Raw genomic sequence first — 16,107 nt, 5'->3', positions numbered from 1 at the left:
AGTTCCGCGCCCTTCAACAGATTTGTTTAGCGGAAGGGCGGTGAGTAGAGCAGGCCGCCTTCGGTCCACTGGGCATTCAGACCACGGCTGAGACCGATCGGCGTGTTCTCACCGATGTTCTTCTCGAACAGCTCGCCATAGTTGCCGCCCGCCATGATGGCGCGCTTGGCCCATTCGGCGTCCAGACCCAGCATTTCGCCCAAGGTGCCTTCGGTGCCGAGCAGACGGTTGATTTCCGGGTTGTCGGTGCCGTTGGCCAGCTCGGCGACATTGGCCGAGGTCACGCCGTATTCTTCGGCAGCGATCAGCGCGTTCAGCGTCCAGCGTGCGATATCACCCCATTCGCTGTCGCCGTGGCGCACCAGCGGTCCAAGCGGCTCTTTCGAGATGATCTCGGGCAGAATCACATGCTCGGAGGGAGTTTCGAACGCGGCGCGGGTTGCGGCCAGACCGGAAGCGTCGGTGGTGTAGACGTCACAGGCACCTTCCAGATAGAGCGGCTGCGCTTCGGCGTTGGTTTCGATCGGAACCGGCTCGTAGCTGATGTTGTTCACGCGGAAGAAATCCGCGAGGTTCAGCTCGGTGGTGGTGCCGGTCTGGATGCAGACGGTCGCGCCATCGAGTTCCTTGGCCGAGGTCACGCCCAAAGATTTTGGGACCATGAAGCCTTGACCGTCGTAGTAGTTGATGCCGACGAATTCGAACTTCAGGTCGACATCGCGCGAGAAGGTCCATGTGGTGTTACGTGCCAGAAGGTCGATTTCGCCCGACGCCAGCGCGGTGAAGCGCGTCTTGCCGGTCGTGGGAACGAATTCGACAGCGGTAGGATCGCCGAGAACAGCAGCGGCAACAGCACGGCACACGCCAACATCGAACCCCTGCCATTCGCCGTTCGCGTCAGGCGCAGCGAAGCCGACAAGGCCCGTCGTCACGCCACAGTTCAGCTTGCCACGGGCTTTGACGTCGTCAAGCGTGGCTGCTGCAGCGGCGCCAGCGGAAAGCCCGGCGATGGTCAACGCGCCCAGAATCACGGTTTTTTTCATGTTTACCTCTTCCTGATTGTCCGCTCTTACACGAACGGTTTGTGCGGCCCGGAAGACCCGAGCTAACTGTGAACCGGGCCAAAGCCCAGTCAGTGGCATCGAGTTTGGTTGGATTCATCACAAAAGGTCAAGACCTGGATCACCAAAAACAATGATCCTTGGCATAGGGTATCGTAACGTAAATCAGTCCCTAAGCCAGGCGCGCGGCGCGCCCGAAAGATCATGAAACCTCTTGGCGGCCAGAAAGTCAGATTCTTTTAGCGCTGCCTGTTCCGCGGCTTGTTCGTCAACGCCCCACAGCTCTGCCTGCCATTGCTCGTCCACGCGGGAGAGCTGCCAGAGAGCCTCGGGGGGGCGGTGGCCAGTGAGGGCGGCGAATCCAATAACCAGAGAGCCGGACAGGCTGACGAGATCGTGAAAGGCTGTCAGGGTGAATGCATCCATTTTGTGCACGGGGCCTGTCAAAGCGGCAAGTGCGGCCTCGTCCTGCGGCGCATGCATGACCCCGGTCACGGTGCGAAGACGCACACCGAATGTCGCTTCGGCCCAGTCAAGCAGGGGATCCCAGGCCTCGGATTGACGGCGGATCAGTTCAACGGGGCTTGCGGCGCGATAGCACAGCAGATCCGCGTCACCGTAATCGGCCAGCATCTGCGCCACTTCGGAATGCTGGTGGCGGACCTTGTCGATGGCGGCATTGGCGGCGCGGGTGACCGGCATGCTGTGCGGGTTGATCACATCCTCCTGCGCGTCCCATTCGGCGGCGATGGCGCGGGCCATGTCCTGGGTCGGGACGACGAGCGGCGCCTTGGCGGGGGTCTTGACCGGGCGGCCATCGAGACGCACGGCAAACCCGTCGTCGCGGGCGTCAACCTCGGCGGTTTTCCAGAAGCGTTTTGCCTTCCATTCGCTCATGACGCTTTCTCCCACAGAAGATCGAGACAGGCGGGCAACTGGCTGAAATCGTCGATCACGCGGGCCGCGTGATGCAGATGCTCGCGCGGATGATAGCCCCAGCTGACGCCGATTCCCGTGATGCCGGCGGCATGGGCCATCTCCATGTCGAAACTGGTGTCGCCGATCATCACTGCGCAATCGGCCGCCACGCCGGTTTCGGACAGCGCCGCCTGCAGCATCGAGGGATGCGGTTTGGAGGGGTGATGATCGCTGACTTGCTGGGTGACGAAATAGCGGCGCAGATCATGGGCATCGAGCAGCTTGTCCAGCCCGCGACGGGATTTGCCGGTGGCCACGCCCAGAAGCACATCGGGGATCGCGTGCAAGGCCTCGATCGCCTCGAGCGCGCCGGGATAGAGCGGCGAGGATTGCGCGGCGCCGGATTGCGCGCGCAGCTCCATATAGGCGTCCTTGTACCAACCGACCATCTGCCCGTGGCGACCCGTATCAAGCGCGGGCGCAAGCCGCGCCACGGCCACATCCAGCGACAGGCCGACGATGCCAAGCACCGTGTCGCGCGGCGGTACGGGATGACCGGCCCGATCGAAGGCATGGGCCATCGCGGCGAGGATATCGGCCTGACTGTCGACCAGCGTGCCGTCCACGTCGAAGACGACAAGACGCAAGGGGCGCGATGTCATTGCAGATCCTCGAACGGATCATCCGGCGCCTCGGAGGTCTGCCACTGGAACATGTCCCAGGTGCGTTTCATGTGATCGGGCAAGGGTGCGGTCAGATGCAGGCGGGCGCGCGAAACGGGGTGCTCGAGCGTCAGGGACCGGGCATGGAGATGCAGTTTGCGGCTGATTTCGCCACCCAGTTGGGCGCCCCAGCCGTCGCCCATGTTTTCCTGACCGGAGCCGCCATATTTGCCGTCGCCCACGATGGGATGACCGATCTCGGCCATATGGGCGCGCAGCTGATGGGTGCGGCCCGTCACCGGCACCAGAGCCACCCAGGCGCAGCGCGCACCGGCGGATTCGATCACGGCGAAATCCGTGGTGGCGCGCTTGGCGCCGGGGGTGCTGTCGACGGCCTCGGGATGCAGGCAGAGCATCTTTTCGCCTTCGCCCTGCGCACCATGCCCGGGCGCCTTGACCAACCCGAAGCGGATCGTGCCCATGCGCGGGCTTGGCACACCGGCGACGGCGGCCCAATAGATCTTGCGGGTGTCGCGGTGGCGGAACCCGGCGGTCAGGGTCTTGGCCACGGCCCGGCTGCGGGCGAGGATCAGAACGCCCGAGGTGTCCTTGTCGAGCCGGTGCACCAGGCGGGGCTTTTCCTCGGCGCCGAAGCGCAGCGCGTCGGCAAGGCCATCGACATGGCGGGTCTGCTTGCTGCCGCCCTGCACCGGCAGGCCCGGAGGCTTGTTCAGAGCGATGATGTGGTCGTCGCGGTAGATCACGGCGGATTGGATCATGCGCGCGTCGGCATCGCTGATGCGGCTGTGTGGCGACGCGCTGTCGATCTGACCGGGATCGGGCAGCGGCGGGATGCGGACCTGCTGGCCCACCTCGAGCCGGGTGCTGGCCTTGACACGACCGCCATCGACCCGAAGCTCGCCCTTGCGGCACAGTTTTTCGATGCGCCCCTGAGAGACATGCGGGAAGTGCCGGCGTAGCCACCGGTCAAGCCGCTGGTCGGCATCGCCTTCGGTAACCGTCAATGTCTGAACACCGCTCATGCCCATATCCCCCGTGCGATCCAGACGCCAAGCGCCAATGCGGCCAGTGACCCGATGACCGACAACACAACGTAAAGTCCCGCCGAGCCGAGCTGGCCGCGCTCATAGAGGGTGAATGCCTCGAGCGAGAAAGCCGAGAAGGTGGTGAACCCGCCCAGAAGCCCGGCCATGACCAGCGGATTGAGATGCGTCAGGCCCTTCTGGGTCGAGACCACGGCAAAGATCCCGATCAGGAAAGAGCCCAGCACATTGACGCTGAGCACACCGACGGGAAAGCCGGGGCCGCTGAGCCGCAGCAGGGCAAGCCCGGTGCCGAAGCGCAGCATCGCACCGATCGCACCACCAAGGGCCACGTGAAGAAAGGTCATGAACATGGCCGCGTCTGTCGCGCGCCACCCGTGGATTGTCAAGCTGTGCTGATGTTTGAAGGCGCGCGCGCGGCACCGCGCGTACCGATTGAAGAGCACCCTGCATTTCGCGCAATTCTGTGATTCAGGTTTTTCGCGAAACGCTTTAGGGTGCCGCGTGTCACATGCGAAAGGCCCGTATCCCGATGTCCGATCCGATCCCCTTCCTGCGCCGCCTGTTCAACCGGGCGGTCGAGGTGGCCGACCCCATGCAAAGCCTAGCACAGGCCCTGCCCGAGCGTCCGGAGGGGCGGCTGGTGGTGATCGGCGCGGGCAAGGCGAGCGCGCGGATGGCCGAGGCCGTCGAGGCGGCTTACGGCCCCTGCGAGGGGCTTGTCATCACGCGCTATGGCTATGCCCGGCCCTGCAAGGGGATCGAGATCGTGGAAGCGGCGCATCCGGTGCCGGATACCGCCGGGCTGCAGGCCACCGCGCGGATGCTGGAACTGATGCGGGGGCTTGGCGAGGGGGACATGGTGCTGGCGCTGATCTCGGGCGGGGCGTCGGCGCTTTTGGTGCAGCCTGCGGGGGCGATCACGCTGGAGGAAAAACAGGCGGTCAACTCGGCGCTTTTGTCTTCGGGGGCGCCGATCGGTCAGATGAACGTTTTGCGCAAGCATCTGAGCCGGGTGAAAGGCGGGCAACTGGCCGCCGCCGCGCATCCCGCGCGAATGCTGGCGCTGTTGATTTCGGACGTGCCGGGCGATGATCCGGCGATGATCGGCTCAGGCCCGACGGTGGGGGATGCCAGCACCCCCGCCGATGCGCGCGCCATTCTGGAGCGGCACGGGATCGAGGTGCCGCAATCGGTGCGCGATGTGCTGGAGGGGCCAAGCGGCGTCGTGCCGCCCGGCGACCCGAGACTGTCCGGGGTGGAGAACGTGATCTATGCCGCCCCGTCGCAATCCTTGGAGGCCGCAGCCGAGATCGGACGGGCCGAGGGGCTGACTGTGCGGGTTCTGGGCGATGCGCTGGAGGGGGAGGCGCGCGAGTTGGCGCGCGATCACGCGGCGCTGGCCCTGGAAATTCAGGGCGCCCTTGGGCCGGGGGATGCGCCGGTGCTGCTGTTGTCAGGGGGAGAGTTGACGGTCACGCGCAAGGGCGATGGCGTGGGCGGGCCGAATGCGGAATATGCGCTGGCCATGGCGATTGCACTGGACGGGGCCGAGGGCATTCATGCGATGGCCTGCGATACCGACGGGGTGGACGGCGCCGCCGAGGTGGCGGGTGCCGCCCTTGGGCCGGACACGTTGACCAAGGCGCGCGCGGCAGGGGTGGACGCCGCCGAGGCGCTGGCCCGCAACGATGCGCATTCCTTTTTCGCAGCGATCGGCGATCAGGTGGTGACCGGGCCGACGCTGACCAATGTCAACGATTTCCGCGCGATCCTGATCGCGCCGAAGGGGTAGTCGCATGGAGCGGATCGCCCACCTTGACCCAACGATGCGCGCGTGGCGTCACGAGTTTCACCGGCATCCGGAACTGGGCTTCGATCTGCCATGGACCAGTGAGCGCGTGGCCGGTTTGCTGGAGAGCTTCGGGCTCGAGGTGCATCGCGGCATCGGGGGATGCGGCGTCGTGGGTGTCTTGCAGAGGGGCAATGGCACGCGCAGCATCGGCATCCGGGCCGATATGGACGCGCTGCCGATCACCGAAGACACCGGGCTGGTTCATGCCTCGGAGATCGCGGGGCAGATGCATGCCTGCGGTCATGACGGGCATATGACCATGGCGCTTGGAGCAGCGAGTCTGCTGGCGGAAGGCGGCGATTTCAGCGGGCGCGCGGTGTTCGTCTTTCAGCCCAATGAAGAGCATGGCGAAGGGGCCGCAGCGATGATCGCAGATGGGCTGTTCGAGCGGTTCGGCATCGACGAGATTTATGGCGCGCACAACATCCCCGGCCTGCCAGTCAGCCAGTTCGCCACCCGCGCCGGGCCGATCACCGCCAGCGAAGCGCTGTTCGAGATCGAGGTTTCGGCGCGCGGTGGTCACGCGGCGCTTCCGCATATGGGCGTCGATGCGATCACCGTGGGGGCGCAGATCGTCGGCGCGCTGCAAACGATCGTGTCGCGCAAGCTGGACCCTGCACAGAACGGTGTCGTGTCGGTCACGGAATTCAGCACCGACGGGCGGCGCAACGTGCTGCCGGGGCATGCCACGCTGAGCGGTGACGCGCGCGCCCTGACGCCCGAGACCAACGCTGGGATCGAGGCCGCCATGCGACAGCTTGTGGAGGGCATTTGCGCCGCGCATGGGATCAGCGCGACGGTCAGCTACGAGACGATCTTTCCACCGACGATCAATGCGCCCGGCCCGGTGGCCGAGGCGGTGGCGACGGCGGATGATCTGGGGATTTCAATCGACGGGGCCTGCGCTCCCAAGCTGTTTTCCGAGGATTTCGCCCATATGGCGTCGCGCGTGCCGGGCTGTTTCGTGCTGATGGGCAATGGCACCGAAAGCAGGCACGCCCGCCCGCTGCATTCCAGCGATTACGAGTTCAACGATGCCGCATTGGCGCCGGGAGCGGTCTTCTGGGCAAGGCTTGTGGAGCGGCGCCTCGCCCAAGACAGCCGGTGATCAGGCGGTTTTGCGATCTTCGCCCGCGGCAGCGATGAAGCCCGAGCGACCAATGCTTTCATACGCCTCGAAGCCGGCGCGCTTGGCGTCCTTGACCGAGTAGATGTTGCGCAGATCGGCAAGGCGCGGTGTTGCCATCTTGCGCGCGATGCGCTTGAGATCGAGGGCGCGGAACTCGTTCCATTCGGTCAGGATCACAAGAAGATCGGCGTTGTTGGCGCATTTATAGGCGTCGTCATGCCATTGCACGCCGGGTAGAAGATGCTCGCCCTCGCGCCGGCCTTGCGGATCGCAGACACGGACCTTGGCACCGCTGCCGACAAGGGAGGGCACGATGGTCAGGGCGGGCGCCTCGCGCATGTCGTCGGTGTTGGGCTTGAAGGTGACGCCGAGGATGCCGATTGTCTTGCCGTTGAACGTGCCGTCGCACATGTCCAGCAGCTTGTCGATCATGCGGCGTTTGACATCCTCGTTCACGGCGATCACCGCCTCGGTGATCTGCAGCGGCACGCCATGTTCCTGACCGGTGCGGGCCAGAGCGCGGGTATCCTTGGGAAAACAGCTACCGCCATAGCCGGGACCGGCATGCAGGAACTTGTTGCCGATACGACCGTCAAGGCCCATGCCCTGAGCGACCTGCTTCACATCGGCGCCGGTGCGTTCGCAGAGTGCCGCGATTTCGTTGATGAAGGTGATCTTGGTCGCGAGAAAGGCATTGGCGGCGTATTTTATCATCTCGGCGGATTCGAGATCAGTGGTCAGGATCGGGAATTCGCGCAGGTAAAGCGGACGGTAGATCTCGGCCATGACATCGGCGGCGCGTTCCGTCTGAACGCCGACGACGACGCGGTCGGGCTTCATGAAATCCTCGATCGCCGCACCTTCGCGCAGGAATTCGGGGTTGGAGGCCACGTCGAAATCGAGAGCGGGATTGGCCTTTTTCATCACCTGCTTGACCTGCCGGTTGGTGCCGACGGGAACGGTCGACTTGGTGACGACGACGACATATTGGCTGGCGGCGCGGGCGATTTCCTCGGCTGCGGCCATGACATAGGTGAGATCGGCGTGACCGTCGCCGCGCCGGGTGGGCGTGCCGACGGCGATGAACACGGCTTCGGCCCCGTCGATGGCCTGCGCCAGATCGCCGGTAAAGGACAGACGGCCCGCTTCGACATTCTTTTCCAGCAGCGCATCGAGACCCGGCTCGAAGATCGGCACCTCGCCGCGTTCGAGCATTTCGATCTTGCGGGGGTCCTTGTCGACACAGACGACATCATGCCCGAAATCCGAGAAGCACACACCGGAGACAAGGCCCACATAGCCGGTTCCGATCATCGCGATTTTCATGGTTGATTACCTTTCAGACCCCTGCACACACATCCTTAATGCCGCCCGGTGGCAAACGCGTCAATCACAGATCACCGGGCGGATCGGCAACCGTGGCGAGAAAACCAGAGCACGGCAACGGATGGCCGACCGGAACCATGGCCATTGGACAGGGGCGCATGGCACAGCTATTGAGAAACCCGAAGTTGCGAGTGGCAGGACAGAGACGAAGGACGCAAAGCATGTCCCAGAAACTATTCGGCACCGACGGTGTGCGCGGACGGGCCAACAGCTGGCCGATGACGGCAGAAATCGCGCTGAAGCTGGGGGCTGCGGCAGGGCGTTATTTCCGGCGCGACACGCAGGAGCACCGGGTGGTCATCGGCAAGGACACGCGGCTGTCGGGCTACATGATCGAGAACGCGCTGACGGCGGGCTTTACCTCGACGGGGATGAACGTGTTCCTGCTGGGGCCGATGCCGACACCGGCGATCGGATACCTGACGCACGGTTTGCGCGCCGATGTGGGGGTGATGATCTCGGCCAGTCACAACCCGGCGTCGGATAACGGGATCAAGTTCTTCGGACCGGATGGCTTCAAGCTGAGCGACGAGGCGGAGGCCGGGATCGAGGCGCTGATGATGGAAGGCGTACAGGCCGCCGCCCCGGAAAATATCGGGCGAGCCAAGCGCTTTGACGATGCCATGGGCCGGTATGTGGAATATGCCAAGACCACCTTTCCGTCCCGGCGCCGTCTGGACGGGCTGCGGATCGTGGTGGATTGCGCCAATGGCGCCGCCTACAAGACCGCGCCCGCCGTTCTGTGGGAGCTTGGCGCCGAGGTGATCTCGATGGGCGTGGAGCCGGACGGGTCCAATATCAACCGCAACTGCGGCTCGACCCATCCCGAGGCCGCCGCCAAGAAAGTGATCGAGACCCGCGCCGATATCGGCATCTGCCTTGATGGCGACGCGGATCGCGTGGTGCTGATCGACGAGAAGGGCCAAATCGCCGACGGGGATCAGATCATGGGTCTGATCGCGGGGCGTTGGCATCAGGAAGGCCGGTTGGCGGGCGATGCGCTGGTGGCTACGGTGATGTCAAACCTTGGGTTGGAGCGATATCTGAACGACCGGGGCATCGGCATGAAGCGGACGGCGGTTGGCGATCGCTATGTCGTGGAGGCGATGCGCGCGGGCGGTCATTCGCTTGGCGGCGAGCAGTCGGGCCATATCGTGATGACGGATTACGCCACCACCGGAGACGGGCTGATCGGAGCGCTGCAATTCCTGGCCTGCATGGTCGAGACCGGCCAGAAGGCCAGCACGCTGGCGCATGTCTTCGATCCGGTGCCGCAAAAGCTTATCAATCTGCGCTATGAATCCGGCAAGACACCTTTGGAGGCCGAGGCCGTGAAAGAGGCCATCGCCATGGGCGAGAAGGCGCTTGGCCGCGACGGGCGGCTGCTGATCCGCAAATCGGGGACGGAGCCCTTGATCCGGGTCATGGCCGAGGCGGTGGACCCCGCCATGCTGGACAAGGTTCTGAATGATGTGGTGGCCGCGGTGCAGAAGGAATGCTGACGAGCGGCCCTCAGATTGCCCGCGATACGCCCTTGGCTTGCCCAAAAGACCGGGCAAGACTGGGGCGAGATGGACATTCGGCAAGGTAAAAGACAGATGCACGCGATTACACCGGTTATTCTTTGTGGCGGATCAGGCACGCGGCTTTGGCCATTGTCGCGCAAGAGCTATCCCAAGCAGTTTGCGCGGATCATGGGCGACGAAAGCCTGTTGCAGGGCTGTGCCCGGCGTCTGAGCGGGCAAGGCGAGGGGCTGGAGTTCACGCCGCCCATGGTGCTGACCAATGCCGATTTCCGCTTCATGGTGACCGAGCAGATGCTGGAGGCGGGGATCGATCCCGGCCCGGTGCTGATCGAACCGGAGGCACGCAACACCGCCCCCGCCGTTCTGGCCGCGGCGCTGCATCTGGCCAAGGACAGCCCCGATGCGCTGATGCTGGTGGCGCCGTCGGATCACGTGATCCCCGACACGAGCGCGTTCCATGCCGCGATCGCCAAGGGCGCAGAGGCGGCGCGCGCCGGGCGTCTGGTGACCTTCGGGATCGCGCCCACGCATGCCGAGACCGGCTATGGCTATCTGGATCTGGGCGATGCGCCGGACGGAACCGGAGCGGCGATGCCGCTGCGGCGCTTCGTGGAAAAGCCCGACCTTGAGACAGCAAAAACGATGCTGGAGGCCGGGACCTATCTGTGGAACGCAGGGATTTTCCTGTTCGCGGCGCGCGATATCATCGCGGCCTTCGAGGCGCATGCGCCGGACCTTGTGGCGCCGGTGCGCGCAGCGGTGGACAAGGCCCGCGCCGATCTGGGCTTTTTGCGGCTCGACCCTGAAGCCTGGGCCGGGGCGGACAGTATTTCGGTCGATTTCGCGGTGATGGAGCGGGCGGACAACCTGTCGGTGGTGCCCTATGCGCATCACTGGTCGGACCTTGGAAGCTGGGCCGCCGTCCAGCAGGAGGCCGGGGCGGATGAGAATGGCGTGACCCTGTCGGGTCCGGCCACGGCGATCGATTGCGAAGGCAGTCTGATCCGGTCGGAAAGCGAGGGGCTCGAGGTTGTGGGGCTTGGCCTGAAGAACACGCTGGTGGTGGCGATGCCCGACGCGGTGCTGGTGGCCGATATGGCGCGCACGCAGGATGTGGGTGCTGTGGTCAAGGCGCTGCGGGCCAAGGGCGTGGCGCAGGCGGACAGCTTTGCCCGCGATCACCGGCCCTGGGGCTATTTCGAGACGCTGGCCCTGTCGGGCCGGTTCCAGGTGAAACGCATCGTGGTCAAGCCGGGTGCGGCGCTGAGCCTGCAAAGCCATGTGCATCGGGCCGAACATTGGATCGTGGTGTCGGGGACAGCCAAGGTGACGATCGATGACACGGTCAAGCTGGTGAGCGAGAACGAGTCGGTCTATGTCCCGCTTGGCGCGGTGCACCGGATGGAGAACCCCGGCAAGGTGCCGATGACCCTGATCGAGGTGCAGACCGGCAGTTACCTCGGCGAGGATGACATCATCCGCTACGAAGATGTCTATGCCCGCGAGAGTGACGATTGAGGCATCAGGACGCGGCGCGCGGATCGGCGGACATGCCGCCAATCACACTGTGGATGCTGTAGCCCGGCGCATATATCAGGCGCACAACGGTGATTGCCCGCGTGTGATCCCAAGTGACACGCGTGATGGCGAATACCGGCGTTCCGGGCGCGGTGCTCAGCAACTCCGCCTGACTGTCGCTTGCGGCCTCGGCGGAAAAGGCGATGTCGCCATGCGTGAAGGGCGCATGCGCGAGCAGCCATTCATTGGCGCTGATCCTGTCGAACGGCGCGTCATGGGCGGCGGGCACGGTGGACAGGCTGATCCAGCGTTCCTCGAGCACGTAAGGCAAGCCATCGGCGCTGTGCAGTGCGATGAGATGCAGGGCCGGGCCCGGCCCAAGCGTGGCGCGCGGCCCGGCGGGAGGGGGGGCAAGGCTGCGTTCGAGCAGGCTGTAGCCATAGGCGTGGCCCCGATCCTCGATCTCACGGCGTATGACGGGGATCTCGACGGTGGCGCGGCTGACCGGGTGCAGGGCGACACGGGTGCCGGCCTTGCGGCGGCGTTCCAGCAGACCGGCCTCGGCCAGAGCGCGTAGCGCGCGATTGACGGTGGCACGCGCGCAGCCGAATTCCCGGGCCAGATCCACCTCGCCGGGAATGACATGGCCGGGGGGCCAGTCGCGGGCGTGGATGCGGCGCAGAACCTCGTCCTGGATCGCCTGCCAGCCTTTGGGGGGAGGTCCGCTCATAGCACGCCGCGCAAGGGTTTCATGGCCTGCACATAGGCGGCGGTGATCCGGTCGCGCGCCTGGTGGCGGCCATCCTGCACCACGTGGCGGCCTGCGGCCCAGACATCGCGCACCAGCGCGTCGGAGCCTGCGAATATCCAGCAATCCAGAAGCGTATCGCCGGTCTGATCGCGCAGGTCGATATGGGTGGCGTCCAGCGCCGTCAGATCGGCCAGCATGCCGGGCGCGATCTGTCCGCTATCGCGGCCAGCGGCCTGTGCCCCACCGGCGCAGATCGCATCGAAGAGCCGCCGGCCGGTGCTGTGCGCGGGCGTGGCAAGGGCGGCGCGGGAGTGATCCCGCAGGCGTTGCGAATAGTCCAGCGTGCGCAGTTCTTCGGACAGGGCGATGCGGATGTTGGAATCCGAGCCGATGGAAATGCGCCCGCCCGCCCCCATCCAGCGCACGGCGTCGAATATCCCGTCACCGAGGCTGGATTCGGTGATCGGGCAAAGGCCCGCGACCGCGCCGGTTTCGGCCAGAGCCACGGTTTCATGCGGCTGCATCTGGGTGCAGTGGATCAGGCACCATTGCCCATCCACCGGCGCATGATCGAGCAGCCATTCGACGGGGCGCGCGCCAAGGGTGGCCTTGACCTCGTCGACCTCGGCCAGCTGTTCGGCAAGATGCATATGCACCGGCCCGCCCTGCGCCAGATCGGAGGCACGGGCGATATCACCGGGGCTGACGGCGCGAAGGCTGTGCGGCGCCACACCAAGCCGCGCATCGGTCGGCAGGACCCTGAGGGCCGCGCGGCTGTCTTCCAGCAGGCGCGCGAAACGGTCGGGATCGTTGCCGAAACGGATCTGACCAGCAGTCAGGGCACGACGGTCGCAGCCGCCGAACCGGTAGTGCACCGGCAAGAGCGTCAGGCCGATCCCGGTGTCCTGAGCCGCGGCGATGATGCGTTGCGCCATTCCGGACAGATCCTCATAGGGCACGCCGCCCGGCGCGTGATGCAGGTAGTGAAACTCGACATTGGTGGCATAGCCCGCTTCGAGCATCTCCATCTGCACCAGCGCCGCGATGGCCTGCACCTGATCGGGGTCGAGCCGGTCAAGGAAGCGATACATCAGCCTGCGCCATGTCCAGAAACTGTCGCGAGGATCGGCGCCGCGCGTTTCCGTGAGCCCCGCCATGGCGCGTTGGAAGGCATGGGAATGCGCATTGGCGGGCGCAGGCAGAAGGATGCCGGTGCGGGTTCCCTGATCGGCGGCGGTAGGCGGCTGGCCCGGAGTGACATCCGCGATGCGCCCCGCGCCATCGATGCGGATCGCCACGTCACGCGCCCATCCGATAGGCAGCAAGGCCTGCTCTGCCCAGATCATCGTCATCGTCACGTCCTGTCTTGACCCGATTATTATGTCTATACATAATTCCATGAAACGACTCGCAAATCAACAAGGTTCCCGGGATGCTTCTGACGAATGCGACTGTGGCCACCATGCAGGGCGGCACGGCCTATGGTCTGATCGACCGGGCCGCGATCGCACTGAAAAAGGACGTGATCCAATGGGTCGGGCCGATGGATCAGGTGCCCGCCGCGTTTGCGGGGCCGGGCGATGATCTGGAGGGACGGCTGGTGACACCGGCGCCGATCGATTGTCACACCCATATCGTGCATGGCGGCAATCGCGCGGGCGAGTTCGAGATGCGCCTTGGCGGTGCCACCTATGAAGAGATCGCGAAGGCGGGCGGCGGCATCGTATCGACCGTGCGGGCCACACGCGCGGAGGACGAAGACGGGCTTCTGAAAGGCGCGCTGCGCTTTGCCGATGCGCTGATCGCCGAGGGCGTGTCGGTGATCGAGGTCAAGTCGGGCTATGGTCTGGATATCGAGACCGAGTTGAAGATGCTGCACGTGGCGCGGCGGATCGCGGATCTGCGCGCGGTGCGGATCAGAACCTCGTTTCTGGGGGCGCATGCGATCCCCGAGGACATGACGGACCGGCCAGACACCTATCTGACCGAGATCTGCCTGCCTGCGCTCAAGCAGGCGGCGGCCCAACGGCTGGTGGATGCGGTGGACGGGTTCTGCGAGCGCATCGCCTTTGACACCGCCCAGATCGAGCGGCTGTTCAAGCAGGCGCGCGCGCTTGGCCTGCCGGTCAAGCTTCATGCCGAACAGCTGAGCCATTCAGGGGGCACGCGTCTGGCGGCGCGCCATGGCGCGCTGTCGGCGGATCATGTGGACTATGCCACCGATGAGGATGCAGCGGCACTGGCCGAGGCTGGCAGCGTCGCGGTGCTGCTGCCTGGTGCCTTCTACACGCTGCACGAAACACAAGCGCCGCCCGTGGCGGCGTTTCGCAAGCATGGCGTGCCGATGGCGCTGGCCACGGATTGCAACCCCGGCTCGTCGCCGATGGCGTCGATCCTGCTGGCGATGAACATGGGCTGCACCCTGTTCGGCCTGACCGCCGAAGAGGCGCTGGCGGGTGTGACGCGCCATGCAGCACAGGCGCTCGGGCTGGAGGATTGCGGCGTGATCGCCCCCGGCAAGCGCGCCGATCTGGCGGTCTGGGATGCCGAACGACCCGCGGAGCTTCCCTATCGCATCGGGTTCAACCCGCTTCACCGGCGGATCTTCGGGGGTGTGGGATGACCGAAACGCTGGTGCCGGGTGCCGTGACGCTGGCGCAGCTCGACAGGATCTGGCGCAAGGGTCTACCGGCAAGGTTGGATCGTGGCTGCCGGGGGCAGGTCGAGGCGGCGGCAGAGCTGGTGCGCAAGGCCGCCGAAGGCGATGCGGCGGTTTACGGTGTGAACACCGGTTTCGGGAAGCTTGCCAGAGTGCGCATTCCCGCCGATCAGACCGCGACGCTGCAGCGCAACCTGATCCTGTCGCATTGCTGCGGCGTGGGCGAGGCGCTGGACCATGCGACCACCCGGCTGATGATGGTGCTCAAGCTGATTTCGCTTGGTCGCGGTGCATCGGGTGTCGACTGGCGCATGATCGAGATGATCGAGGCGATGCTGGACAGGGATGTGACGCCGGTCGTGCCGGATCAGGGATCGGTCGGCGCGTCGGGCGATCTGGCGCCGCTGGCGCATATGGCGGCGGTGATGATCGGCGAAGGCGAGGCGTGGATCGATGACACCCGCCTGCCCGGGGCCGAGGCGCTGAGGCAGGCGGGGCTCGCGCCCATCGTGCTTGGCCCCAAGGAGGGGCTGGCGCTGATCAACGGCACGCAGTTTTCCACCGCCTGCGCGCTGACCGGGCTGTGGGGCGCGTGGCGCAACCTGGAGAACTGCATTGTCACGGCGGCGCTGTCGACCGATGCGATCATGGGATCGACCGCGCCTCTGGTGGCAGAGATCCACGCCCTGCGCGGTCATCGCGGGCAGATCATGGTGGCCCGCGCGCAACGCGACCTGATGGAGGGCAGCGCGATCCGCGAAAGCCACCGCGACAGCGATACCCGCGTGCAGGACCCCTATTGCATCCGCTGTCAGGCGCAGGTCAGCGGCGCGGCGCTCGACCTGGTGATCCGGGCGGGCGAGACGCTGGAGATCGAAGCGAATGCGGTGACCGACAACCCGCTGGTTCTGGTTGCGGAGGAGCGGATCGTCTCGGGCGGGAATTTCCACGCCGAGCCGGTGGGTTTTGCCGCCGATCAGATCGCGCTGGCCATCGCCGAGATCGGCGCCATCGCGCAGCGCCGGGTGGCGCTGATGGTAGATCCCAACCTGAGTTGTGACCTGCCGCCCTTCCTGACGCCGGAGCCGGGGCTGAATTCGGGGCTGATGATCGCCGAGGTCACCACGGCGGCGCTGATGAGCGAGAACAAGCATCTGGCCAATCCCTGCAGCACCGACAGCACGCCCACGAGCGCCAACCAGGAGGACCATGTGAGCATGGCCGCCCATGCCGCGCGGCGGCTGGCACGGATGAACGGCAATCTGGACACGATCCTTGGCGTAGAGGCGATCTGTGGCGCGCAGGGCATCGGCTTTCGCGCGCCGCTGACCACCAGCCCGCCGCTGCAGCGCGTCATCGCAAGGCTGCGCGAGGCGGTGCCGGCGCTGGAGGCGGACCGCTATCTTGCGCCCGACCTGGCCTCGGCGGCCGCATTGATCCGGGACGGCGATCTGATCGCGGCGGCGGGGCTGGAGCTTGTGCCATGAGCGGGCCGGGCACAGTCTTGCATGCGAAGAGAGGGGCCCTGCCCCTCTTGGCCTGCGGCCAATTCACCCCGGGGTATTTGACCCAAGAAGA

Annotated in this window: 14 protein-coding genes; 6 read left to right on the top strand and 8 right to left on the bottom strand. The window is 65.6% G+C overall.

The features are described from left to right. Nucleotides 1-26: 26 nt before the first annotated feature. The 5 genes from RAZWK3B_RS03240 to crcB form a co-directional block, all read right to left on the bottom strand. A complete protein-coding gene (locus tag RAZWK3B_RS03240) occupies nt 27-1,043 on the bottom strand; it encodes an amino acid ABC transporter substrate-binding protein (protein ID WP_007812149.1) in 1,017 nt (338 codons plus the stop codon). Between the two features lie 183 nt (nt 1,044-1,226). Continuing rightward, nucleotides 1,227-1,958, bottom strand: coding sequence for an ATP12 family chaperone protein (locus RAZWK3B_RS03235; protein ID WP_007812148.1), 732 nt, complete (start codon nt 1,956-1,958; stop codon nt 1,227-1,229). After that, on the bottom strand, nt 1,955-2,641 hold the full coding sequence (locus tag RAZWK3B_RS03230; protein WP_007812144.1) for an HAD-IA family hydrolase: 687 nt from the start codon (nt 2,639-2,641) through the stop codon (nt 1,955-1,957). Before RAZWK3B_RS03230 ends, RAZWK3B_RS03235 begins: the two co-directional genes overlap by 4 nt. Next, on the bottom strand, nt 2,638-3,684 hold the full coding sequence (locus tag RAZWK3B_RS03225) for an RluA family pseudouridine synthase (RefSeq protein WP_007812142.1): 1,047 nt from the start codon (nt 3,682-3,684) through the stop codon (nt 2,638-2,640). The genes RAZWK3B_RS03230 and RAZWK3B_RS03225 overlap by 4 nt, the downstream gene beginning before the upstream one ends. Continuing rightward, nucleotides 3,681-4,058: a fluoride efflux transporter CrcB gene (gene crcB / locus RAZWK3B_RS03220; protein ID WP_007812140.1), complete on the bottom strand. Its 378-nt coding sequence runs from the start codon at nt 4,056-4,058 to the stop codon at nt 3,681-3,683. The genes RAZWK3B_RS03225 and crcB overlap by 4 nt, the downstream gene beginning before the upstream one ends. Nucleotides 4,059-4,237: 179 nt before the next feature. Here crcB and RAZWK3B_RS03215 point away from each other — a divergent pair, with 179 nt between their 5' ends. Together RAZWK3B_RS03215 and RAZWK3B_RS03210 are read left to right on the top strand one after the other, a co-directional pair. Continuing rightward, complete coding sequence (locus tag RAZWK3B_RS03215) at nt 4,238-5,500, top strand: glycerate kinase type-2 family protein (protein WP_007812138.1); 1,263 nt, start codon at nt 4,238-4,240, stop codon at nt 5,498-5,500. A 4-nt stretch (nt 5,501-5,504) separates the two neighbouring features. Beyond that, nucleotides 5,505-6,668 (top strand): amidohydrolase, encoded by a 1,164-nt coding sequence (locus RAZWK3B_RS03210; RefSeq protein WP_007812136.1) that lies wholly within the window; start codon nt 5,505-5,507, stop codon nt 6,666-6,668. Here RAZWK3B_RS03210 and RAZWK3B_RS03205 read toward each other — a convergent pair whose 3' ends face one another. Next, nucleotides 6,669-8,015 (bottom strand): UDP-glucose dehydrogenase family protein, encoded by a 1,347-nt coding sequence (locus tag RAZWK3B_RS03205; RefSeq protein ID WP_007812134.1) that lies wholly within the window; start codon nt 8,013-8,015, stop codon nt 6,669-6,671. Nucleotides 8,016-8,236: 221 nt separating this feature from the next. On the opposite strand from RAZWK3B_RS03205, the gene glmM reads away from it, so the two are divergent. Together glmM and RAZWK3B_RS03195 are read left to right on the top strand one after the other, a co-directional pair. Beyond that, on the top strand, nt 8,237-9,577 hold the full coding sequence (gene glmM / locus RAZWK3B_RS03200) for a phosphoglucosamine mutase (RefSeq protein ID WP_007812132.1): 1,341 nt from the start codon (nt 8,237-8,239) through the stop codon (nt 9,575-9,577). Between the two features lie 96 nt (nt 9,578-9,673). Beyond that, complete coding sequence (locus tag RAZWK3B_RS03195; protein ID WP_037294828.1) at nt 9,674-11,119, top strand: mannose-1-phosphate guanylyltransferase/mannose-6-phosphate isomerase; 1,446 nt, start codon at nt 9,674-9,676, stop codon at nt 11,117-11,119. Nucleotides 11,120-11,123: 4 nt separating this feature from the next. Here RAZWK3B_RS03195 and hutC read toward each other — a convergent pair whose 3' ends face one another. Next, nucleotides 11,124-11,849, bottom strand: coding sequence for a histidine utilization transcriptional repressor HutC (hutC, locus tag RAZWK3B_RS03190; protein ID WP_007812129.1), 726 nt, complete (start codon nt 11,847-11,849; stop codon nt 11,124-11,126). Next, entirely contained in the window at nt 11,846-13,222 is a 1,377-nt protein-coding gene (locus tag RAZWK3B_RS03185) for a formimidoylglutamate deiminase (protein WP_007812127.1), read from the bottom strand. The genes hutC and RAZWK3B_RS03185 overlap by 4 nt, the downstream gene beginning before the upstream one ends. Before the next feature lie 80 nt (nt 13,223-13,302). On the opposite strand from RAZWK3B_RS03185, the gene hutI reads away from it, so the two are divergent. Both hutI and hutH read left to right on the top strand, forming a co-directional pair. Further along, nucleotides 13,303-14,493, top strand: a complete 1,191-nt coding sequence (gene hutI / locus RAZWK3B_RS03180) for an imidazolonepropionase (protein ID WP_007812126.1) — start codon at nt 13,303-13,305, stop codon at nt 14,491-14,493. Beyond that, on the top strand, nt 14,490-16,016 hold the full coding sequence (gene hutH / locus RAZWK3B_RS03175) for a histidine ammonia-lyase (protein ID WP_007812124.1): 1,527 nt from the start codon (nt 14,490-14,492) through the stop codon (nt 16,014-16,016). Before hutI ends, hutH begins: the two co-directional genes overlap by 4 nt. Nucleotides 16,017-16,107 lie beyond the last annotated feature (91 nt).

The sequence above is a fragment of the Roseobacter sp. AzwK-3b genome, assembly GCF_000170875.1.
Taxonomy (GTDB): Bacteria; Pseudomonadota; Alphaproteobacteria; order Rhodobacterales; family Rhodobacteraceae; genus Roseovarius; species Roseovarius litoreus.
The sequence above is the reverse complement of the archived record's forward strand: the minus strand, read 5'-3'. Positions and strand labels throughout refer to the sequence as shown.